We start from the raw sequence: 21,304 nt of genomic DNA, 5'->3' as shown, positions 1-21,304 counted from the left end.
TTCAGCGGGTGCGGGGCGCGAGGGCGCGGACCAGGTGCTCGGCGAGGACGTCCACCACGGGGGGATCGAGCAGCGCCAGGTGGTGTCCCGGCAGCGGGGTCACCGTGAGGTCGGCGCAGTGCGCGTCCCAGCCGAGGGCCCGGTCGGTGCGCTCGTAGCGGAGGTCGCGGACCATGTGGGGCGCGGGGCGGGTGGCCCGGTAGAGCAGGGTGCGCCCCGCGTAGGGCCCGGGGGTGTGGCGTTCGCCGCTGCGCAGGTCGAGGTAGGAGGTGCGCTGGTGGGCCAGGACGGCGGCGGGCAGGTCGACGGCCTGTTCCAGGAGTTTGAGGACGAGATCGATCTGGCCGCGGTCGTCCAGGTTGCGCAACTCCTCGTAAGGCAAGAGGAGTTCGGCTCCGTACGTGGTCCTGATGTACGCGGCGAAGCCCTCGAAGCGGCGTCGCGCCCCGGCGGCCGGACCGTCCCCGGGCGGGGCCGGCAGCGGGAGCACGGAATCGATGAGGACGAGCGCGTCGACCTCACCGTGCGGGGCGAGCGACCGCGCCGCCTCCTGCGCGACGAGCCCGCCGTACGACCAGCCGCCCAGGACCCAGGGCCCGTCCGGCGACACGCTCCGGACGCGGCGCGCGAACTCGGCCGCACGGCCGCGCACGTCGTCCGGCCGCTCGACCCGGTCGAAGCCGAACACCGGCCGTGAGCCTTCGAGCCGCCCGGCGAGCCGCCCGTACACATCGGAGGAGCCACCGGCGGCGTGCGCGAGGAAGAGCGGGGGGTGGGGGCCGCTGCCGGGGAAGGAGCGCAGGGTTCCGCGAGTGCCGCGGGCGGGTGGGGCGTGGTGCGGGACGGCCCCGGCCGCGCCCTCGATCAGCGCGCCCACCCCTCGCAACGTGCCTTGCCGCAGCAGCACCCCCGCCTCCAGGGTCAGCCCGAACTCGTGCTCCAGTGCGGTGCGGATGCGGACCGCGGTGAGCGAGTCGAGGCCCAGGTCCGTCAGGGGGACGTCGGGGTCGAGGCGGTCCGGGGCGAAGCCCATGACGTGCGCGACCACGGTGCGCAGGCGGTCGAACGGGGCTGCCTCCGAGGTGGCCGCGGTCGTGTCCGGCAGCGGCGGTTCCCCGGGCGCCTCCCCCGCCCAGAAGCGCCGGTGGTGCCACGGCGGCGAGGGCACGTCGACGATCCGGCCCGAGCGGTGCAGCGTCTCGCGCGCCGCGGGGACGCCGAGGCCGTGCACCAGGAACGAGGCGAACGACGAGCGGAACGTCAGCGCGTCGTCGGTGCCGCGCCGCAGTGTGGGCAGGATGAGCGGGCGGTCCACGCCCGCGTCCGCGAGGGTCCGGGTCAGCGGATGCAACTGCGTGGGGTGCGGGGCGATCTCGACGAAGACGCGGTGCCCGTCCTCGGCGGCGGCCCATACCGCCTGCGCGAAGCGGACGGGGCGGCGCGCGTTGGCCAGCCAGTACGCCGTGTCGTACGGGTCGGCGGCGCGCGGGTCGTCCAGGACCGTCGAGTAGCGGCGGCACCCGGGCCGCGCGTGCCGGATCCCGCCCAGTTCCCACGCGAACTCGGGGAGCAGCGGTTCGACGTCCGGCGAGTGGCCCGCCGCCGTCACGGGCATGGCCCGCGCGAAGCCGCCGTCGGCGGTGACCTCGGCGACGAGCGCCTCCACGTCGGAGGTCGACCCGGTCACCACGCACTGCGCGGGTGAGGCGTGCACCGCGATGTTCAGCGACGGCAGTTCCCGGGCGAGGAGCGTCACGTCGGCGGCCGGGAGGTCCACGACCGCCATCAGCCCGCCGCTCAGGGTGGCGAGGAGCCGGGAGCGCACCGCGACGATCCGCGCCCCGGTCGCCGGGTCGAGGGCGCCCGCCGCGACGGCCGCCGCGATCTCGCCCAGGGAGTGCCCGACGACGGCGGCGGGCTCGACCCCGTAGGACCGCCACAGTTCGGCGAGCGCGACCTGGAGCCCGTACAAGGCCGGCATGGCGACGGTGAGGGACGACAGGTCGGCGTCGGGCTCCGTGGCGGCGCGCAGGGAGATCCCGGCGTGTTCGCGCAGCACGGGTTCGAGCCGGTCGACGGTGGCGGCAAACACCGGTTCCGCGGCGAGGAGGGCGCGCCCCATGCCGGGCCACTGGGACCCGTAGCCGGAGAAGACCCAGACGGGACCGGGTGCGCCCGCGCCGAGCGGGGCACGGTCGGCGGTGATCAGGTGGGCGTCGGGGGCGCCCGTGGCGAGGCGGTGCAGTGCCGTGGTGGCGGTCGGCAGGTCCCGGGCGACCACGGCGGCGCGGCGGCGGCCACGTCCCGTGCGGCCGGTCAAGGTGCGGGCCACGTCCGGCAGTCGGACGCCGCGAGCGGCTCCTGAAGCGAACCAGTCGGCCAGCGCGCCCGCCTGTGCGCGGAGCCGGGCGTCGGTGGGAGCGTCGAGGAGGAGCACGGACGGCTGGTCCGCGGCGCCTGCCGGGACTGACAGCGGACGGACAGCGGGGTGGACAGCGGGGTGGACGGTGTGGCGGCCCGGTGCTCGGCGAGCGCGACGTGCGCGTTCGTGCCACCGAAGCCGAACGCCGAGACGCCCGCCGTCGCGGTCCCCGAGTAGCGCGGCCACGGCTCGGGGTCGGTGACGACGCGCAGGCCGAGCGCGTCGAGGTCGAGGTGCGGGCTCGGCTCCGTGAAGTGGAGCTGGGGCGGCAGTTCGTCGTGGTGCAGCGCGAGGACGGTCTTGATGAGCCCGGCGATCCCGGCGGCGGCCTCCAGATGGCCGAGGTTGGTCTTCACCGAGCCGAGCAGCAAGGGTTGTTCGGGGGCCCGGTCGCGGCCGAGGACGGCGCCGAGCGCGCCCGCCTCGACGGGGTCGCCGAGCGGGGTGCCGGTGCCGTGCGCCTCGACATAGTCGAGCAACTGCCCGTTGCCACCGTGTACTTGACGCAGCAGAGCCCGTTGCGCGGACGCGTTCGGGGCGGTGAGTCCGTTCGAGCGGCCGTCGGAGTTGACCGCCGTGGCGGTGATGACGGCGAGGACGCGGTCGCCGTCGCGTTCGGCGTCGGCGAGCCGCTTGAGGACGACGACGCCGCAGCCCTCGCCGCGCACCATGCCGTCGGCCGCCGCGTCGAACGCCTTGCACCGCCCGTCCGCGGCGAGCGCGCCCGCCCGCTGGAAACCCAGGGTCACGGCGGGCGAGAGGAGGACGTTGACACCCGCCGCGAGCGCCGTGTCGGACGTGCCGTCCGCCAGACTGCGCACCGCGTGGTCGACGGCCACGAGCGAGGACGAGCAGGCCGTGTCCACGGCGAGGCTGGGACCGCGCAGGTCGAGCGCGTACGAGAGGCGGCCCGCCGCGATGCTCAGCGCTCCCCCGGGCGCGGTCCACGGGGTCACCGCCTCGGGCCGGGCGGCGGTGAGGTGCGCGTACTCGGTGGAGCTGACGCCGACGAACACGCCGGTCCGCGTCCCGGCGAGGGAGGGCGCGGGCAGCGCCGCGTGGTCCAGGGCCTCCCGGACCACCTCAAGGAGCAGGCGTTGCTGCGGGTCGAGGGCGACCGCCTCGTCCGCGGCGATACCGAAGAACTCGGCGTCGAAGTCGGCGACGGCGTCCAGGAAGGCGCCGTGCCGGCAGAGGTCCGCGGGCAGCGCGGAACCGGGCGGCACGAACTGTTCCCACCGCCCCTCGGGCACCGTGGAGACGGCGTCGCGGCGCTCGGTGAGCAGCCGCCAGTACGCGGCCGGGGAGTCGGCCCCGCCGGGGAAGCGGCAGCCGACCCCGACGACGGCGACCGGACAACTGCCCGACCGGACAGGGTGGTTGACGGGCGCGGCGGGGACGGATTCCTCCTCGTCCGTCGTGAGCGCCGCCACCAGCGCGCCCGGCGTCGGCGTGTCCCAGAGCAGCGTCGCGGGCAGCCGGCGCCCCACGACCTCCCCGAGCTGCGCCGTGAGCGTGACGGCATCCCGCGAGGTGAGGCCCAGTTCGGCGAGCGGGCGGTCGTCGCCGATCTCGCCGGGCGCCACCCCGTACCACTCGCCGAGCCGCTCGACGAGCAGCTCGCGCACCCGGAGCGCGGCGCTCACCGCGGCGTCCCCGCGCGCAGCTCGCCGGAGAGGAACCGCTGCCGGGCCGCCGCACGGGCGATCTTGCCGCTCGACGTCCGGGGCACCGCCCCCGCCGCTACGAGGACGAGTTCGGCCAGGCGCAGACCGTGCCGGGTGGCGATCGCCGCGCGGGCGGTGACCGAGGCGTCGCACGCGGCGGCCTCGTCAGGGGCGGCGGCGCCCCGCCGCGTCTCCGCCACGACCACCAGCTCCTCGCCCTCCGCGCCGTCGTCGCGCGGCACGAGGAACGCGGCGAGCCGGTCCCTGCGGACCAGGTCCACGGCCGACTGCACGGTCTCCTCGATGTCCTGCGGGTAGTGGTTGCGGCCGTCCACGATGATCAGGTCCTTGAGCCGCCCGGTCACGAGGAGTCCGCCGCCGTGCAGCGCGCCGAGATCGCCGGTGCGCAGCCATCCGTCGCGGAACGTCTCGGCGGTGCGCTCGGGCTGTTTCCAGTAGCCCGCGCCGACGTTCGGGCCCCGGACCTGGATCTCGCCGACCCGGTCCTCGTCGAGCACGGTCCCCGTCTCGGGCGCGGCGATCCGCACCTCCTGCCCGACCGGGCGCCCGCAGTCGGCGAGCTGGACGCTCGCCCCCGCCGTCGCGCCCGTGACCTCCTCGATCCGGCCCTCGGCGAGGGCCGTCGCGTCGCACCGCACGGTCGCCGCAGGGCGGTCGGGCGGGTCGGCGGTCACGAACACGGTCGCCTCGGCCAGCCCGTAGGCCGGGCTGACGGCCTCGGCGGGGAGTCCGGCCGGGGCGAACGCGGCGAGGAACCGCTCCAGCGTGCCAGGGCGGACCGGTTCGCTGCCGTTGAGCAGCGTCGCCACCCGGTCCAGGCGCAGCCCGGCGGCCTCCTGCGGGTCGACGCGGCCGGCGCAGTAGTCGTAGGCGAAGTTGGGCGCCGCGCTGATCGTCCCCGGATAGCCGCCGAGCAGCCGCAGCCAGCGCACGGGGCGCTCCAGGAACGCCACCGGGTCGAGCAGCACGGACGCGTACCCCGCGCAGACCGGTGCGGCGACGCTCAGCACGAGCCCCATGTCGTGGAAGAGCGGCAGCCAGCCCACCGACGTGTTCCGGCCCGGGGCGATGCCGAGGGCGGTGACGGCCTGGCGGGCGTTGGCGACGACGTTGGCGTGCGTCACCATCACGCCGGACGGGGTGCGGGTGGAGCCGGACGTGTACTGCAGGTAGGCCACGTCGTCCGGGGCGGCCCGTGGCAGGTCGGCCGCGGGCGGCGCCGGTCGCGATCCGTCCACGGCGAGCGCGGGGAGGCGGCCGTCCGTGAACGCCTCCACCGACGTCCGCGCCGCTCCGTCCGCCGACACCAGCGCGCAGGACGGCTCGCAGTCGTCGAGGACCGCCCGCAACCGGCCGTCGTGGCCCGGCAGATCGGGCGTGAACAGCGGCACCGCGATCACTCCGGCGTACAGGCAGCCTAGGAACGCCACCGCGTAGTCCAGGCCCTGCGGCAGCAGCAGCGCGACCCGGTCGCCCGGCCGCACCGTGGCCGCGAGCTGTCCGGCGACCGCGCGGGCCCGCGTGTCCAGGCCGCGCCAGTTGAGGCCGCGGTGCAGGCCGGGAGAGTGCGGTGCGGGGAAATCGACGAAGGTGAGGGCCCGTTGATGGGGGCGGTCGTGCGCCCACTGCCGCAGCCGGTCGGTGAGCAGCGGCTCGGGCGTGGGCGTCGTCGTCTCGGTCATCTCGGCTGCTCCCTGCGTGACGGAGGTGAGGACGGGCAGTGGTGACGGACCGTGCGGCCAAGGCATTAGGTTCCGCCGCCGTGGGACGGGTGAGAAAGACGGGACGCTGACAGTTGTTGTGAGACTGACTGTCAGCGAGGTGACAACCCGCACGCCCCGAATCGGCAGCCGCCGCAGGAGAGCGCGCCGCGCCCGCGCGTCCACAATCCAGGGGAACTCCATGAGGCACTCCACGAGCACGTGACCTGTGCGATCGACCGAGGGGCGGGGCGGCCATGCACCGGGGAAGACTGTCGGCGCTCCTCGCCCTGGTGTGCGTGGCCGGGTTCCTGACCACGCTGGACAACACGGTCATCAACGTCGCCCTGCCCACGCTGCGGTCCGAACTGGGCCTGAACATCGCCGACTTGGAATGGGTGGCGAGCAGCTACGTGCTCTCCTTCGGGGCGCTGCTTCTCGCCGGAGGACGCCTCACCGACCTTTGCGGGCGGCGCCCCGTCCTCACCGCCGGGCTCGTCGTGTTCACCCTCGCCTCGGCCGCGGCGGCTCTCGCCGCGAGCGGCACCGCGCTCATCGCGGCTCGCGCCGTACAGGGCGCCGGAGCGGCGCTCGTCATCCCGGCCTCGCTCGCGATCGTCGCCGCCGATCTGCCGGAGCGGCGCCGCTCCACCGCCGTGGGACTGTGGACGGCCGCCCTCGCCGTCGCCCTCGCGCTCGGGCCCGTCATCGGCGGCCTCGTCACCGAACACTGGGGCTGGAGCTGGGTGTTCCTGCTCAACGTGCCGTTCGGGGGGCTCGCCCTGCTGCTCGTCCCGGCGGTCCCGTCAGCGGGCCCCGGGCGCCCGGCGGGCCGCTTGGCCGTCCTCCTCGACCTGCCGGGCGTGGCCCTGTCCGCCTGCTCCCTGTTCCTCCTCACCTACGCGCTGGTGAAGGGCGGCGAGGACACCTTCACCGCGCCGCCCGTCCCCCTGTGCCTGGGCCTCTCGGCCGCGACGGGTCTCGCGTTCCTGGTGGTCGAGGCACGGACCCGCCTGCCCCTGCTCGACCTGCGGATGCTGCGCGACCGGTTCCTCGTCGGCGGGATCGCCGCGCAGGTGCTGTGGGGCATGGGCGTCAACGGCGTGTTCTTCTTCACCGCCCTCTACCTCCAGCAGGTCCTGGGCTTCTCGCCGGTCGAGGCGGGACTCGCCTTCCTTCCGCTGGCCGCCGCGCTGCTGCTGTGCACGCCGTTCGCCGAACGGGCCGCCCGGCTCGCGGGCGGCGCCCACCGCTCCATCGCGGCCGGACTGGCGCTCGTCGCGGCGGGGCTGCTGCTGGTCGCCCAGGCCGGCGCCGGTGCCGCGTACGCCGACCTCCAGCCGGGCCTCGTCCTCATCGGTGTCGGCTCGTCGCTGACCACGCCGCTGACCGTACGCTCCGTCGAGGCCGTTCCCGCCTCCCGCACGGGGACGGCGTCCGGCCTGGTCAGCGCCGCGCGCGAGATCAGCGGCGTCTTCGGCGTGGTCCTCATCGGCATCGTCCTCACCCGCACGGAACGCGACGCGCTGCGCGACGGCGCGGACCCGCCCACGGCGTTCCTCGACGGGTACGACACCGGGCTGCGCCTCGCGGCCATGTGTGTGTCGGTGGGCGCCCTGATCACCTTGGCCACACTCCGGCGCCGGGCCCGGGGTGGCGCATGACACGTGTGCGGGGTGGCGCACGACACATTGCCCGCACTTGTGTCCGCCCGCGCGAAACACCCACGTGACACCCACGTGTCTTGTCACTCCGGTGACGGGGACGGCCCCCTCCTCGCCCGCACGCGCGGAACACACCGCCGCGTTGTCACCCGGGTGACAGACCGCGCCGCCGAATCTGTGTGTTCCCGACGGGGCGCGTCCGGCGGCCGGGCAGTATCGTCGCCGAGCCCCTGATGACCCCACGCGCAGAGGGAGCCTCATGGCCGACGGAGCCCGCACCACGGCCGAACGCCCTACGGACAACACCGCGTTCCGGTGCTTCCCCGCCGAACTCCACGACCAGTTGCGGCCGTTCCTCGGTGACCTCACCGACGAGGTCGTGCGGGCCATCAGAACCGAGATCGCCGAGTACGCCCGGCCGATGGACGAGACGTACATGCACGTCGTGCACCGCGGCGTCGAGCAGGCCCTGGAGGGGTTCCTCGCCCGCGTCGCGGACTCCGAGACCGACTGGGAGGACGTCAAGGCGACCTACCAGCGCATCGGACGGGGCGAGGCCGACGAGGGCCGCAGCCTCGACTCGTTCCAGGCGGCGCTGCGGCTCGGCGCCCGCGTCACCTGGCGGCGGGTGAGCGAACTGGTCCGGGCGGACCGCCTCCCGCAGCACGTCCTCGTCGCGTTCGGCGAGGCCATGTTCCTGCACCTGGACGAGATGGCGGCCGCCACCACCGCCGGCTACACGGAGGCCCGGCTGCACACGGCAGGCGAACTCCAGCAGCGCCGCAGCCGGCTGATCGACCTGCTCACCGTCGATCCGCCGGTCTCCCCCGAGGCCGTCGCCGATCTCGCGCACACCGCGCAGTGGCCGGTGCCGAAGGAGATCGCCCTGGTGGTGACCGAGGGCCGGGGCGAGGCGGTCCGCCCCATCGTGCCTCCCGAGTTCCTCGCCCGCTTCGAGGGCCAGTCCGGCGTCGTCGTCGTGCCCGACCCGGAGGGCCCAGGACGGCAGCGGGCGATCACCGCCGCGTTACGGGGCCTGAACGCCACGCTCGGCCCGACCGTCGCGCTCGGCGAGGGCGCCCGGTCCCTGCGCTGGGCCCGGGACGCGCTCGACCTCGTACGCCGTGGCGCGCTGCCCGCCACCGGTCTCGTCCGCTGCACCGACCACCTCGCCACGCTGCTGCTCTTCCGCGACGAGGACCTGGTCGACGCGCTCGCCCGGCAGCATCTCGGCCCGCTCGACGCCGTACGCTCCCCGCAGCGCGAGCGGCTCGCCGAGACCCTGCTGTGCTGGCTGAGCTGCGCCCGCAACGCGAGCGAGGTCGCCCACCGCCTCGCCGTGCACCCCCAGACCGTCCGCTACCGCCTGCGCCAGCTGGAGGAGGTCTTCGGCGACCGACTGCGCGACACGACGGCCCAGTTCGAGATGCAGCTCGCGTTACGGGCCCTGAGCCTGCGCCGCTCGCCGCAGGCGCCCGGGGCGCAGGCGGGCCGGGGCACGTGAGCCCCGCGCCCGACGGCCGGGCCGCGCGTCACCGCCGCCAGAACAGGTGATGCGTCACGCCGCTCGGGCTCGGCACGACCTCCTGGTGGAAGCGGTCGCGCAGCTCGTCCGGGGAGTCCCAGAGCCGCAGCCCCGACCCGAGCTCCACGGGCGCGACCGCCACGTGCAGGGTGTCGACGAGGTCGGCGTCGAGGAACTGCCGGACGGTGGTGACCCCGCCGCCGAGCCGGACGTCCTGGCCGTTGGCCGCCTCCCGCGCCTGCCGCAGGACCGACGCGGGGTCGCCTTCGACGAAGTGGAACGTGGTGTCGGAGAGGCTGAACGACGGACGCGGATGGTGGGTCATGACGAACACCGGAGTCCGGAACGGCGGCTCCTCACCCCACCAGCCGCGCCACTCGTCGTCCTGCCAGGGCCCGCGCTGGGGCCCGAACTTGTTGCGGCCCATGATCTCGGCGCCGATGTTGCGGGCGAAGTCCCGGGTGAAGTAGTCGTCGAGCCCGCGGCTTCCGCCGGGCTCCGTACGGTTGGGCCAGCTCGCCGTGGAGCCGGCCCAGGAGAACAGCCGCTCGGGGCGGTCGACCCCGAAAGGCCGCTCAAGGGTCTGGTCCACACCGGCGGCGATCCCGTCGGTCGACACCATGAAGTTCATGACTCTCAGCAGTTGCTCCACGCGCTGACCCGTCCGTCCTGTCCGTTCGGTCCCTGTCGCGGTCCCGGTCCGGGTCGCGCGATCAGGGTGCGGGAACGCCCCGCACACCACGACGTCGAACGGGGAGCGGCCGGATCGACACGTCCCGCGACCTTCAGTCCGGACGGCACCCGCGAACGATCGACGCGATCACATCGTCGAGCCCGCGGTCGCCCGCGTCGGGCAGCGGCACGCCGCTCACGGCGAGTCCCACGTACCCGTGCAACGGGGCGAACACCGTCAGGGCGACGCGCTCCAGGGGCCCCTCCCTGACCTCGCCGTGCCGCTGTCCGGTGGCGACCAGCTCAAGCCCCTGCTCCATCCACCGGCGCGCGGCGTCCCCCAGGTCCTGGGAGGCCTCCGGGCTGTGCTTGGCCGAGAACATGAGGTCGAGGAGGGCGGCGTTCGCCAAGGAGAAGCCGACGAAGGCGCGGGCCATGGCGGCCAGGCGCTCGGCGAACGTCGGGCCGACACCTTCCCGGGACGCCGCGAGCGTGCCGACGAGCCGTTCGAAACCGGCCAGGGCGAGCGCGTCGAGCAGCGCCTGCTTGCTCTTGAAGTGGCGACTGGGCGCGGCCGGGCTGACGCCGAGGTCGCGGGCGAGTTCCCGCAGGGACAGCGCGTCCGATCCCCGCTCGCGCAATGTGTGCTCGGCCCGTTCGAGCAGGGCGGCGCGGAGGTCTCCGTGGTGGTAGGGGCGCTTCGTCATGGCGTCAGCCTAAACCGGACACGCCGCATGTAGACGTTGCATACATTGTGATCGATGCATACATTAAGAGGGAGCCACCACCCGTGGTTCGGCGAGACGACCTCTGGAGGGGCTCATGCCGCGCACACCCATCGACCTCACCCTGCCCGACCTCGGCGGACGGCGCGCGCTCGTCACCGGCGCGAGCGACGGCATCGGCCTCGGCATCGCGACGAGACTCGCCGCGGCGGGCGCCGAGGTCCTCCTGCCGGTGCGCAACCCGGAGAAGGGCAGGGCCGCGATCGACAGGATCACCCAGGCCGTCCCCGGGGCGGACGTGTCCCTGCACACCCTGGACCTGTCGTCCCTCGACTCGGTCGCTGCGCTCGGCGACACCCTGCGCGAGGACGGCCGCCCGATCCATCTCCTCGTCAACAACGCCGGGGTGATGACCCCGCCGGACCGGCAGACGACCGCCGACGGCTTCGAGCTGCAGTTCGGCACCAACCACCTCGGCCACTTCGCCCTGGCCGGCCATCTGCTGCCGCTGCTGCGCGCCGGGCGGGCCCGCGTGACCTCACAGATCAGCGTCGCCGCGAACCGGGGTGCCATCAACTGGCAGGACCTGAACTGGGAACGCTCCTACAACGGAATGAAGGCCTACAGCCAGTCGAAGATCGCCTTCGGGCTCTTCGGGCTCGAACTCCAACGGCTCAGCGAAGCCCACGACTGGGGCGTCACCAGCAACCTCGCCCACCCCGGCGTCGCCCCGACCAACCTGCTCGCCGCGCGCCCCGAGGTCGGCCGCGCCAAGGAGACCGGCGGCAGGAAGCTGATCAGCGCCCTCTCCCGGCGCGGCATCCTCCTCGGCACGGTCGAGAGCGCCCAGCTCCCCGCCCTCCAGGCGGCGACGGCGCCCGACGCCGAGCCCGGGCGCATGTACGGGCCGAGCGGGTTCGGACACCTCGGAGGGCCGCCGGCCGAGCAGAAGCTGTACTCCCGGCTGGGCGACCCCGAGGAGGCACGGCGCCTGTGGCGCGTCTCCGAGGAGCTGACGAAGGTGTCGTTCCCCGGCAGCTGAGCCGCGCCTGCCGGGTGGAGCGGCCGTCAGGCCGCCTGCACCACCTGGTCGGCCGGCAGGCGGCGCGCCGCCACCATGAGGTCGGCCTGCCCGAACAACAGGGCGTACCCGCTGGGCAGTTGCGCCAGGATGCGCTGGAGCAGCTCCTTGTCCACGGTGCGAGCCAGGGCGCCCAGGACGGAGCCCACGTGCCAGCGGGTGGTGGCGTAGGGCGCGCCCGTGGACTCGGCGAGGGCCTTGACGAAGGCGTGGGCCGTCAGCGGGCGCGGGGCGGGCAACGCCTGGGCGAAGCGCCGGGCGGCCCGCGGCGGCAACTGGCGTGTGAGATCGACGCGTTCGTCACCGACGATCTGCTGTCCGAGCGCGTCGAGGACGGCGGCGGTGACGCGCTCCGCCTGTTCCGGGGTGGCGTAGGCGCCCTGGTAGCGGATCAGCTCCAGCAGGGCGGCGTCGGAGCGGGCCGGGGTGGAGGAGGGGGTCGAGGAGGAGGGGGTGGTCGAGGAGGGGGTGGTCAAGGAGGGGGTGGACATGGGAGCGGTGGCCTTTCACACATCGCACGGTCGGACCGCCGGGGGCCGGGCGCGCCTGCCGGACGCACGGCCGGCCCCCTGGCGGTCAGTGGGGTGGGCGGGGGCGCCGGGGCTCAGGAGGACAGCTCAGGAGGACAGCTGCCTGGGCCCGCTGTCGCTCGCCCGGCCGACGTTGATCTTGCGCGGCTTGGCGCGTTCGGCGATCGGGATGCGCAGCGTCAGCACACCCGCGTCGTACGTGGCCTCGATGCGCTCGGTGTCCAGCGAGTCGGCCAGGACCAGTTGCCGCGAGAAGACCCCCATCGGCCGCTCGGAGAGCTCCAGCTGGACGCCCTCGCCCGTCACCGCGGGGCGGCGCTCCGCCTTCACGGTCAGCATGTTGCGTTCCACGTCGATGTCGACGGCGTCGGGGTCGACCCCGGGCAGGTCGAGGGCGATGACGTAGGCGTCGCCGTCGCGGTAGGCGTCCATCGGCATCTGCGTGGGCTTCGACCACGTGCCGGCGCCTGTGGCGAACAACTGCTGGGCGAGACGGTCGAACTCACGGAAGGGGTCAGTGCGCATCAGCATTGTCGCTACACCTCCAGGATTCCAGGGCATTTCATGCCTCATGCGCTGCACCTGACGTTGTTGTAGCATGTCATCGGAACGATGACAAGCGACCACGTCAGCCGATCGATGACATGCTCCGCCGGGTCACAGGACCAACTGACCCGCTCCGCCGGGTCACCGGACCCACTGACCCGCTCCGCCGGGTCACAGGACCAACTGACACGCTCCGTGCGGCTCGGCAGAGCGATACGCGATGAGCGACCGTGAGCGACAGACGCAGGAGGAGCCGCCATGGCCCAGCCTCAGCCCCAGTCCCAGTCCGAGCCCCCGCACCCGCACCCCGACGCGCAGGCCCCCGATTCCTTCCATGCCGCCTACGCGGCCCTGCGGGACATGACCCGGTCCGCCCGCGCCGCGCACGACGACGCCCCCGAGGTCCCCGCCCCCGGCGTCGACGCCGCGCTCGACGCCCTGATCCTCCTGCGCGAGCTGCGCGGGCAGATCGCCGGCTGGGAGGCGTCCCTGATCGAGACGGCCCGGGACGCGGGCGCCAGCTGGGCCAGCCTGGCCCGGCCCATGGGTGTCAACAGCCGCCAGGCAGCCGAGCGCCGCTACCTGCGCCTGCGCCCCGGTGCCCCCGGGTCGACCGGTGATCAGCGCGCCCAGGCCGTCCGCGACGAACGCGCCGCCGAGCGGCAGGCCACCTCCTGGGCCCGCGAGCACGCCGGGGAACTGCGGCTGCTCGCCGGGCGGCTCGCCGCGCTCGCCGACCTCCCGGGCACCGCGCAGCCCCCGCTCGACCGCGTCCGCGAGGCGCTCGACCACAGTGACGCGGCCCGGCTCCTCGGCCCCCTCGCCGACCTGCGCACCCACCTCACCGGCCACCCCGCCCTCGCCCGGCAGGTCAGCCGCGCCCTGGGCGACGCGGACGCCCGGCGCGCCGCCGTCACCGCGCGGCGCGAACAGGCGCACTGAGGCGCGGCGACCGGGAATGGGCCTGTCCGAACCGCATCCGCGGCTCTACGTTGCGCCTATGACCGAGCTGCGCACACGCAAGTACGAGCGCTGGTTCCACGCCGCGGACGTCGACGGGGACGGGGCGATCACCCGGCAGGACGTCGTCCTCATGAGCGAGCGCTACGTCCAGGCCCGCGGCATACTCACGGACGCCCCGCAGGCACGGCAGATGTACGAGACCATGCACCGGTTCTGGGAGTCCGTCATCGCCCCGTTCGACCTCGACAAGGACGACCGGGTGACCTCGGCCGAACTCACACAGGCGTTCACCGCCGCCTTCACCGACCGCGCCCGCTACCCGGAGGAACTCGCCCCGGTCGCCGACCGCTTCTTCGACCTGGCCGACAGCGACGGCGACGGCGCGATCACCCGCACCGAGTTCACCCACATCTTCGGCAGCACCGGACGGGCCGCCGACGAGGAGTGCGCCGAGGTCTTCAGCGCACTCGACCTCGACGCCTCGGGCGCCCTCTCCCGCGCCGAATACCACAGGGCCGCCGCCGAGTTCTTCTACGGCGACGACCCCGGCGCGGCGGCGAACCACCTCTTCGGCCGCCTCTCGTGAAGCCGTGACAAGGCGGCCTACTCCGCGTTCCGTGTCCTTGCGAGCGTCTGCCTGATGCCGCGCCGCACGAAGGCACGGGCCCGCATCCCCCGGCGTACGCGCTGCCGCAGGCCGATCGGTGCCGGGTCCCCGTAGCGGCGGTCGTGGATGTCACGGACGACGTCCTCGGGCGCACCGAGTGCGGCCAGATCCGCCAGCGCCTCGCGCTTGGAGATCAGCCGCCCGTCGCGCAAGGTGGCGTCGGCGCGGGCCAGGACCAGCAGGCCGAGGTCCACCCAGGGGTCCTTGAGCCAGCGCCACGGCTTGCCGGTGGCGGGCAGCCAGTAGTTCTCCAGGTCGTGCCGGACGAACTCCCGCAACGCGCCGGGCGCGAGCGGCGGCAGCAGCTCCGACGGGGCCGGGCCGTGGAGCACGAGCCCGCCGGTGAGGAGTTCCTCGCGGGTCACCGGAGTCACCGGCCGGGCGAAGAGCGTACGGTGCGCCCAGGTGACATGGTCGGCCCCGACCTCGCCGAGCGCCGTCACCGCCATGTACGAGCAGTGCAGCTTGGCGGCGGCCGGCTCCTCGGCCAGCAGTCTTCGGTGGATGCCCGCCAGCGCCGTCTTCCGCTCCGTGTCCGGCTCCTTCTCGACCACCGCGATGAGGTCCAGGTCGCTGCGGCCCGGCTGGAAGTCGCCCAGCGCGAGTGAGCCGTGCGCCCATACGGCCACCGTCGGCACCGCCTGCTGGATCTCGGAGACGAAGCGCTTCAGGAGGAGATCAGTCTCGTTCGTCGTCATACCGCCAGGAACCTCTTTCCGTCGCTCGGATCTCAGCTCAACGAAGTGGGACGTCTCGGGGGCGGCACCGACGGCAACAGCTCCCACAGAGGCCGTGCGCCCGCGGCCCAGGTGGCCAGGGTCTGCCGGTCCACGAGCGCGATCGACAACTGCCGGGCCAGCGGCGGGCACTTCGACGAGAACCGGCCGTTCGTCACGAGCACCACGACATCCGCACGGTGCAACGGCCGCGCCGTCCCGTTCAGCCGCTGCAGGTCCGGCGTGCCGACCGCCGAACCGTCCGCCCCGGCCCTGCGGTGCTTGCACTGGATCACCCAGCGGCGGCCCAGCGGATCGGTGGCCAGGACGTCCGCCCCGTTGTCCCCGGCCCCGCCGACCTGCCGGGCGTCCGCGCACCCGTCGCGCCGCATCAAGTCGCGCACCGCGTACTCGAAATCGCGGTGGTGCAACGCGTCGAGCTGGACCAGGGCGTAGCGCAGCCCCCGCCGCCGCGCGTCCGCCCAGGCGGCCCGCTGCTGCCGTTGCCGCACGAGGCCGACGCCCGCGAGGACCGCGAGGAGCCCGAGCACGACCAGCACCCACCAGTGGGCCACAAGCCAACTGATCGCGGCGCCCGCCAGATACAGGGTGACCGCCGCTCCCAGTAAGCCGGTGAGCAGGTGCGCCTGCCGTCGCTGCCGACGTCTGCTCGGACGGCGTCGGCGGCGCCGCGCGGGGGCCCGCCCGGTCATCGCTCACCGTCGCGCGGGAAGCGGACCGGGTCGATGACCTCCGTACCGTCCCCGCGCCAGTACCTACGCCTGTACCTGTCGCTCCGCACCACGGCTCCCCCTCCGCCATCACTGCCGACGCTCACCCATGCTGGCACGGGCCACTGACAACCGGCCCTCGACGAATAATCACTGCCCCCTCCCCTCCCCCTCGGGGAAGATCGCGGCATGCATGTGTTCCTGGAGACCGGCCGACTCGCGCTGCGCCCCTTCACCACCGCCGACGCCGACGACCTCCTCACCCTGGACAACGACCCCGACGTCATGCGCTTCCTGAACGGCGGGAAGCCGACAAGCCGGGAAGCGATCCTTGCCCGAACCCTGCCGCGGCTCCTCCACGTCCACCCGTGCATCGGCACCCGTGGCTACTGGGCCGCCGAGGAGCGGAGCAGCGGCGCCTTCCTGGGCTGGTTCGAGTTCCGGCCCCTCGACGAGCACAGCCCTGCCCTGGTGGAACTCGGCTACCGGCTCAACAAGGCGGCCTGGGGCCGGGGTTACGCCACGGAAGGTTCGAGAGCCCTGATCGACAAGGGGTTCACGGACCTCGGCGTGGAGCGCGTCACCGCGAACACCATGGCGGTGAACGTCCGGTCCCGGCGGGTCATGGAGAGGGCGGGCCTGTCCTTCCTCCGCCACTTCACCGGGGAGTGGCCGGAGAAGATCGCGGGCTCCGAACAAGGCGAGGTGGAGTACGTCCTCGACAAGGCGGACTGGGAACGCCACCGGTAACGGGCCACCCGGTCCCCAGCCCCGTTCACCGTCCTCCTTTGCCTGTCCCCCGTTCCCCGTTGCCTGTCCCCCGTTCACCGTCCCCCGTCTCCGTCCAGTGCTGACCCACGGCCCGTCACTTCACGAACACACAGAACTCGTTGCCCTCCGGATCGGCCAGCACATGCCACGCGATCTCGTGGTCGCGTGCCCGGACCAAGGTCGCCCCCAGCTCCACGAGCCGGTCGGGGTCGCCCCACACGTCGAGGTGCATCCGGTTCTTGAGCGTCTTCTTCTCCGGCACCGGGTTGATCCAGATGAGCGGCCCGTTCCCGCTCGGGTCCTCGATCGGCACGGGCCATTCGCGGGGCCGTACCTCGCCCTCGTCCGACGGGCTGCGCCGGTACCCGAGCGCCGCGCACCACCAGTCGGCGAGCGTCTGGTGGTCGACGGCGTCGAGCGCGAGGTCCTTGAAGCGGGCGGGAGCCGCGTTGTGGTCGGTCATGGGCGCCATGCAAACACCGCCCGCCAAGGTGGCACCAGCGGTTAAGCGGCGCCGCGCTTCGCCCGCGTCCACTCCAGCAGCTTCTCCGCCGGCCACGTCGTGACCACGCGCTCGGCGGGCACCCCGCACTCCTCCGCGCGGGCGCAGCCGATCACCTGCCAGTCCAGTTGCCCGGGGGCGTGTGCGTCGGTGTCCACGGAGAAGAGGGTTCCGGCCGCCACGGCGCGGCGGAGCAGACGGCGTGGCGGGTCGAGTCGCTCCGGTCGGCTGTTGATCTCGACGGCGGTGCCCGCGGCCGCGCACGCCTCGAACACCGCGTCCGCGTCGAACTGCGACTCGGGTCTGCCGCGCCCCGTGACCAGCCGGCCGGTGCAGTGGCCGAGGATGTCGGCGCGCGGGTTGCCGACGGCCGCGATCATGCGCCGGGTCATCGCGTCGGCGTCCATGCGCAGTTTGGAGTGGACGGAGACGACCACCACGTCGAGCCGGTCGAGCAGTTCGGGCTCCTGGTCGAGGGAGCCGTCGTCGAGGATGTCGCACTCGATGCCGGTGAGCAGCCGGAACGGCGCCCAGCGGGTGTTGAGGTCGGCCACCGCGTCCAGTTGCTCCCGCAGTCGTTCGGGAGACAGGCCGCGGGCCACGGTCAGGCGCGGGGAGTGGTCGGTCAGGACGGCCCATTCGTGCCCGATCTCCCGGGCGGCCCGCCCCATCTCCTCGATGGGGCTGCCGCCGTCCGACCAGTCGGAGTGCAGATGGCAGTCGCCGCGGAGCAGCGCCCGCAGCGCGCCGCCCGCCCCGTCGGCCACCAGGGGTGTCGTGCGCGCGTCCTCTTCGAGGCGGGTCAGATACGCGGGGACGCCGCCCGCGTAGGCCTCCCGGATCACCGCGGCGGTCTTCGGGCCGATCCCTCTCAGCGCCTCCAGCGAACCGGTGCGCATCCGCTCCTCGAACTCGGACTCCGGCAGGTCGGCGATCACCTCGGCGGCGGTCCGGAAGGCGCGCACCCGGTAGGTCGGGGCGCGGTCGCGCTCCAGCAGGAACGCGATCCGCTCCAGCGCCCGCACCGGGTCGGGCGCCGGGTCGCGCGCCGATTCGCGCGCCGATTCGCGCGCCGGTTGCCTGTTCGCCTTGGACACCGCCATCGAGCCGCTCCCGTTCGACTGGTCCGTCCCTCCTCAGGATGAGCGGCGGGACCGCGTTCGGCACGCGGGGGACGACGCGATGACGGTGTCCGGGCGGCGGCCTACGGCGTGTAGACCGCGGCGCTGCCGTACAGCTCCCGCGTGAACGCGGACACGTCCGCGCTGCGGTTCGCCCCGTCGAGGTTGTACGTCAGATAGACGCCGTACCCCTCGCTGACGGTGCGCCGGGCCAGGGACGTCACCGTGCTCTGCGCGGTCCGGCCGATCTCCACGGCCGCCGGGGACAACTTCGACTTGGGCAGTCCGATGTTCGGGACCTGCCAGCTGCCGTAGTACGGGTTCCATGCGTAGTCGAACGAGGAGGCGACGTTGACGCCGCCGTAGGAGAGCCGGGTGGCCGCCGGGCCGATGTTGTAGAGGCTGATGATCTTGCCCGGCATGTTCGCGCGCAGCGCCGACACCAGGTACACGAACGAGGAGGCGTTGGGCTGGCCGGTGCCGTTGTTGCCGTACTCGGCGTACTCGTCGTCGAAGTCGATGCCGTCGAGGCCGTACTTGGTCACGGTGTCCGACAGCTGCTTCGCGAACGCCGAGGCGGCCGCCTGGGAGGGGAAGTTGGCGAAGCCGGCGCCCTGGTGGTTGCCGAGCACCGACAGGACGACCTTGATCCCCTTCTGCTGCAAGGGCCGGATCTCGGTGGCGGCGTTGTCGAGGACGCGCTGCACGTTCTCGTTGAAGTGCAGGTACGCCGACTTGGTGCCGGTGTCGTAATTGATGTTGGCGGCGAAGATGACGGCGACGTCGAAAACGTTGTCACCGCCGTTCGCGAGGGTGTACTTGCCGACATTGCGCATGCTGTTGTTGTTCACCTCGACGTACGCCACCGAGGTCGGCCCCTGCTTGGCGACGTGGGCCGCCGGAGGGGTCGCGGGGGCGGAGTCGGGGGCCGCCGCCGCGCCAGCCGTAAAGCTCAGGCTTAGGGTGAGGGTTACGGCGGCCGAGAGGGCGAGCGCGACCCTCCGCGCTCTGCCGCGTATCCGGCCGCCCTGCACGCGAGCACCTCCTACGCGGGTGTCTCCTACGCGGGTGTCCCGTACGCGGGTGCCTCGTTCGCGGGTGTCTGCTTCGCGGGCGCTCCGCGATCGGGTGCTCTGTATCCGGGTGAACATGTCTGATCGGTCTCCCATCGCCCGGTCGGCGCCCGACGGATGCGAGAGCGCCGGATGAGCCCTCGATCTTTCCGCTCCCCCGCCCGGATCCCCAGCACCGCGCGCCAACTCTTCACGATCCCCTCGCACATGGCCGGAACCGCGCGCGGCCGGGTGGCCGGATCAAGCGTGTCCGCCCCGGGCCGCGACCGCGTGGACGATCGCGGTCACGCCCGCACGGTCCGTCGGCCTCGCGTCGAAGGAGTTGTGGATGGAGAAGCCCTCCACGAGCGCGTCGAGCGCCCGTGCCGTCAGGGGGTCGAAGTGGCGGGCCAGGGAGTCGCGGCTGGCCTGCATCCAGGAGCGCGTCACCGCGCGCAGTCCGGGGTGGCGGGTGGCGAACGCGTAGAGCTCGTAGCTGAGCAGCAGGTTGCGGTCGGTGCCCCAGACCTTGCCGCAGATGATCTCCACGACGGCGGCCTCGGCCTCCTCGGGCGTACGGGCGGCCTTGAGGAGCGCCCCGTAGCGCTGCGAGACGGATTCGGCGAGCCGTGTGAACGCCTCGGTGAGCAGGTGCTGCATGTCGTCGAAGTAGTAGGTGAGCGAGCCGAGCGGGACACCCGCCGCGTCGGCGATTCTGCGGAAGGTCACCTTGATGGCGCCGTGCTCGGCGACGACGTCGAGGGCCGCGTCGAGGATGCGTTCGCGCCGCCCGGGGTCGTTGGGGCCGCGACTGCTGCCGGTCATCTCGTTGATCCGCCTTCTCTCTCCACCGCCAAGTGTGTACGTTTGTACATACTCGACATGCTCAGGTGCCGACCCTGTTCCCCCGCATTCTTCCGGACCTCAGTGGAGCCTCCCCTTGATCGACCGCGCCCTGCGCAGACGCCGCCAAGCCCTGTTCCTCTTCTTCTTCCTCCCCGGCATCTCGATGTCGTCGTGGGTCACCCGCACCCCGGACGTGCGCGATCGGCTGGGCGTCTCCACCGGTCAGATGGGCCTGGTCCTGTTCGGCCTGTCCGTCGGCTCCATGGCGGGCATCCTCTGCTCAGGGCGGCTCGTGTCGCGGTTCGGCACGCGCCCGGTGATCGCGCTCGGCACGGGCCTGATCATCGTCAGCATGGCCGTCGTCGCGGGAGGCGGCGCGGTGTCGTCCGCGCCGATGGTCGCCGCGGGGCTGTGCCTGTTCGGCGCGGGCATGGGCTCCGGCGAGGTGGCGGTCAATGTGGACGGCGCCGACGTCGAACACCTCACCGGCAGCGCCGTCCTGCCCACCCTGCACGGCTGTTTCAGCCTCGGCACCGTCCTCGGCGGGCTGACCGGCATGGCGGCCACCGCCGCGCACTTCCCGGTCGCCTGGCACCTCGTGGTCGTCGCCGCCGTCTCCACCGGCATCCTCCTGTACGCGCTGCGCTCCGTACCCGCGCGCGTGGGCATCGGCGACACCCCCGGTACAGCCACGGCCGCCACGACGGCCGGCGAGCCGCAGGACAGGCAGCCCGTGTGGAAGGACCGCCGGCTCCTGCTGATCGGCGGCATCGTCCTGGCCATGGCCCTCGCCGAGGGCGCGGCCAACGACTGGCTGCCGCTCCTCATGGTCGACGGCCACGGCGTGGACGCGGCCCTCGGCTCCCTCGTCTACGTCGGGTTCGCCGCCGCGATGACCCTGGGCCGCTTCAGCGGCACGTTCTTCCTCAACCGGTTCGGGCGGGTCGCCGTCGTGCGCGCCAGCGCCGTCTCCGGATCGATCGGGCTCGTCCTCGTCATCTTCTCCGACAGCGCGGTCGTCGCGGCCGCCGCCGTCGTGTTCTGGGGGCTCGGAGCGGCGCTCGGCTTCCCCGTGGCCCTGTCGGCGGCGGGCGACTCCGGGCCCGACCAGACGGCCCGCGTCAGCCTCGTCGCCACCATCGGCTACGTGGCCTTCCTGGTCGGCCCGCCGGCCCTCGGCTTCCTCGGCGACCACTACGGGCTGCGCTCCGCGATGCTGGTGGTGCTCGTGTTCGTCGTCGCGGCCATCGCCCTGGCCTCCGCCGCCGACACCCGCACCGCCTCGGTGCCCCGGAGCACCGGGCCCGACGGGACCGCGCCCGACGCTCCGGGGATCACCGACACGGAGCGGTCGGCGGCGAACTGAGGCGCCGGCCACCGCT

General features: G+C 73.5%; 20 protein-coding genes. 7 read left to right on the top strand and 13 right to left on the bottom strand.

Annotation, left to right across the window (positions count from 1 at the left end; all coding sequences use genetic code 11):
- Position 1: 1 nt before the first annotated feature.
- Genes C1N81_RS41595 through C1N81_RS41585 form a run of 3 tightly spaced genes read right to left on the bottom strand, consistent with a single transcriptional unit; the run spans position 2 to position 5,792 of the window.
- Positions 2 to 2,383 carry an acyltransferase domain-containing protein gene (locus C1N81_RS41595; protein WP_394438558.1) on the bottom strand — a complete coding sequence of 794 codons (2,382 nt, stop codon included), beginning with the start codon at positions 2,381 to 2,383 and terminating at the stop codon, positions 2 to 4.
- Positions 2,317 to 4,068, bottom strand: coding sequence for a beta-ketoacyl synthase N-terminal-like domain-containing protein (locus tag C1N81_RS41590; RefSeq protein WP_394436649.1), 1,752 nt, complete (start codon positions 4,066 to 4,068; stop codon positions 2,317 to 2,319). Before C1N81_RS41590 ends, C1N81_RS41595 begins: the two co-directional genes overlap by 67 nt.
- A complete protein-coding gene (locus C1N81_RS41585) occupies positions 4,065 to 5,792 on the bottom strand; it encodes a fatty acyl-AMP ligase (RefSeq protein WP_394436647.1) in 1,728 nt (575 codons plus the stop codon). Before C1N81_RS41585 ends, C1N81_RS41590 begins: the two co-directional genes overlap by 4 nt.
- Before the next feature lie 275 nt (positions 5,793 to 6,067).
- On the opposite strand from C1N81_RS41585, the gene C1N81_RS41580 reads away from it, so the two are divergent.
- Positions 6,068 to 7,474, top strand: a complete 1,407-nt coding sequence (locus tag C1N81_RS41580) for an MFS transporter (RefSeq protein WP_394436644.1) — start codon at positions 6,068 to 6,070, stop codon at positions 7,472 to 7,474.
- A gap of 259 nt (positions 7,475 to 7,733) precedes the next feature.
- Positions 7,734 to 8,978: a PucR family transcriptional regulator gene (locus tag C1N81_RS41575; RefSeq protein ID WP_394436642.1), complete on the top strand. Its 1,245-nt coding sequence runs from the start codon at positions 7,734 to 7,736 to the stop codon at positions 8,976 to 8,978.
- 28 nt (positions 8,979 to 9,006) lie between these two features.
- Here C1N81_RS41575 and C1N81_RS41570 read toward each other — a convergent pair whose 3' ends face one another.
- Positions 9,007 to 9,651: a dihydrofolate reductase family protein gene (locus C1N81_RS41570; RefSeq protein ID WP_394436640.1), complete on the bottom strand. Its 645-nt coding sequence runs from the start codon at positions 9,649 to 9,651 to the stop codon at positions 9,007 to 9,009.
- Positions 9,652 to 9,784: 133 nt separating this feature from the next.
- Positions 9,785 to 10,378 carry a TetR/AcrR family transcriptional regulator gene (locus tag C1N81_RS41565; RefSeq protein WP_394436638.1) on the bottom strand — a complete coding sequence of 198 codons (594 nt, stop codon included), beginning with the start codon at positions 10,376 to 10,378 and terminating at the stop codon, positions 9,785 to 9,787.
- A gap of 115 nt (positions 10,379 to 10,493) precedes the next feature.
- Between C1N81_RS41565 and C1N81_RS41560 the strand changes: the two genes are divergently transcribed.
- The gene (locus tag C1N81_RS41560; RefSeq protein ID WP_394436636.1) at positions 10,494 to 11,438 is read left to right on the top strand and encodes an SDR family oxidoreductase; all 945 of its coding nucleotides are present in this window, start codon (positions 10,494 to 10,496) and stop codon (positions 11,436 to 11,438) included.
- A 26-nt stretch (positions 11,439 to 11,464) separates the two neighbouring features.
- Here the strand turns inward: C1N81_RS41560 and C1N81_RS41555 are convergent, their stop codons facing one another.
- Both C1N81_RS41555 and C1N81_RS41550 read right to left on the bottom strand, forming a co-directional pair.
- Positions 11,465 to 11,968, bottom strand: coding sequence for a DUF2267 domain-containing protein (locus tag C1N81_RS41555; RefSeq protein WP_394436635.1), 504 nt, complete (start codon positions 11,966 to 11,968; stop codon positions 11,465 to 11,467).
- A gap of 126 nt (positions 11,969 to 12,094) precedes the next feature.
- A complete protein-coding gene (locus C1N81_RS41550) occupies positions 12,095 to 12,538 on the bottom strand; it encodes an Hsp20/alpha crystallin family protein (RefSeq protein ID WP_394436634.1) in 444 nt (147 codons plus the stop codon).
- Positions 12,539 to 12,811: 273 nt separating this feature from the next.
- On the opposite strand from C1N81_RS41550, the gene C1N81_RS41545 reads away from it, so the two are divergent.
- The gene (locus tag C1N81_RS41545) at positions 12,812 to 13,495 is read left to right on the top strand and encodes a hypothetical protein (protein WP_394436632.1); all 684 of its coding nucleotides are present in this window, start codon (positions 12,812 to 12,814) and stop codon (positions 13,493 to 13,495) included.
- 58 nt (positions 13,496 to 13,553) lie between these two features.
- The gene (locus C1N81_RS41540; RefSeq protein WP_394436630.1) at positions 13,554 to 14,102 is read left to right on the top strand and encodes an EF-hand domain-containing protein; all 549 of its coding nucleotides are present in this window, start codon (positions 13,554 to 13,556) and stop codon (positions 14,100 to 14,102) included.
- A 17-nt stretch (positions 14,103 to 14,119) separates the two neighbouring features.
- Here C1N81_RS41540 and C1N81_RS41535 read toward each other — a convergent pair whose 3' ends face one another.
- Positions 14,120 to 14,881, bottom strand: a complete 762-nt coding sequence (locus C1N81_RS41535) for a nucleotidyltransferase domain-containing protein (RefSeq protein ID WP_394436627.1) — start codon at positions 14,879 to 14,881, stop codon at positions 14,120 to 14,122.
- Positions 14,882 to 14,913: 32 nt separating this feature from the next.
- Positions 14,914 to 15,612: a restriction endonuclease gene (locus C1N81_RS41530; RefSeq protein ID WP_394436625.1), complete on the bottom strand. Its 699-nt coding sequence runs from the start codon at positions 15,610 to 15,612 to the stop codon at positions 14,914 to 14,916.
- Positions 15,613 to 15,819: 207 nt separating this feature from the next.
- On the opposite strand from C1N81_RS41530, the gene C1N81_RS41525 reads away from it, so the two are divergent.
- A complete protein-coding gene (locus C1N81_RS41525) occupies positions 15,820 to 16,380 on the top strand; it encodes a GNAT family N-acetyltransferase (protein ID WP_394436622.1) in 561 nt (186 codons plus the stop codon).
- 115 nt (positions 16,381 to 16,495) lie between these two features.
- On the opposite strand, the gene C1N81_RS41520 is transcribed toward C1N81_RS41525, so the two are convergent.
- From C1N81_RS41520 to C1N81_RS41505, 4 genes are all read right to left on the bottom strand, one after another.
- Entirely contained in the window at positions 16,496 to 16,864 is a 369-nt protein-coding gene (locus C1N81_RS41520; protein WP_394436619.1) for a VOC family protein, read from the bottom strand.
- A 41-nt stretch (positions 16,865 to 16,905) separates the two neighbouring features.
- Positions 16,906 to 18,006 carry a PHP domain-containing protein gene (locus C1N81_RS41515; protein WP_394436618.1) on the bottom strand — a complete coding sequence of 367 codons (1,101 nt, stop codon included), beginning with the start codon at positions 18,004 to 18,006 and terminating at the stop codon, positions 16,906 to 16,908.
- A 101-nt stretch (positions 18,007 to 18,107) separates the two neighbouring features.
- Positions 18,108 to 19,043, bottom strand: coding sequence for an endo-beta-N-acetylglucosaminidase H (locus C1N81_RS41510; RefSeq protein WP_394438555.1), 936 nt, complete (start codon positions 19,041 to 19,043; stop codon positions 18,108 to 18,110).
- Positions 19,044 to 19,337: 294 nt separating this feature from the next.
- Positions 19,338 to 19,901, bottom strand: a complete 564-nt coding sequence (locus C1N81_RS41505) for a TetR/AcrR family transcriptional regulator (RefSeq protein WP_394436617.1) — start codon at positions 19,899 to 19,901, stop codon at positions 19,338 to 19,340.
- 115 nt (positions 19,902 to 20,016) lie between these two features.
- Between C1N81_RS41505 and C1N81_RS41500 the strand changes: the two genes are divergently transcribed.
- On the top strand, positions 20,017 to 21,288 hold the full coding sequence (locus C1N81_RS41500) for an MFS transporter (protein WP_394436616.1): 1,272 nt from the start codon (positions 20,017 to 20,019) through the stop codon (positions 21,286 to 21,288).
- Positions 21,289 to 21,304 lie beyond the last annotated feature (16 nt).

It is taken from the genome of Streptomyces sp. SGAir0957, assembly GCF_043523415.1.
This window is presented reverse-complemented; position numbering and strand designations above follow the sequence as displayed.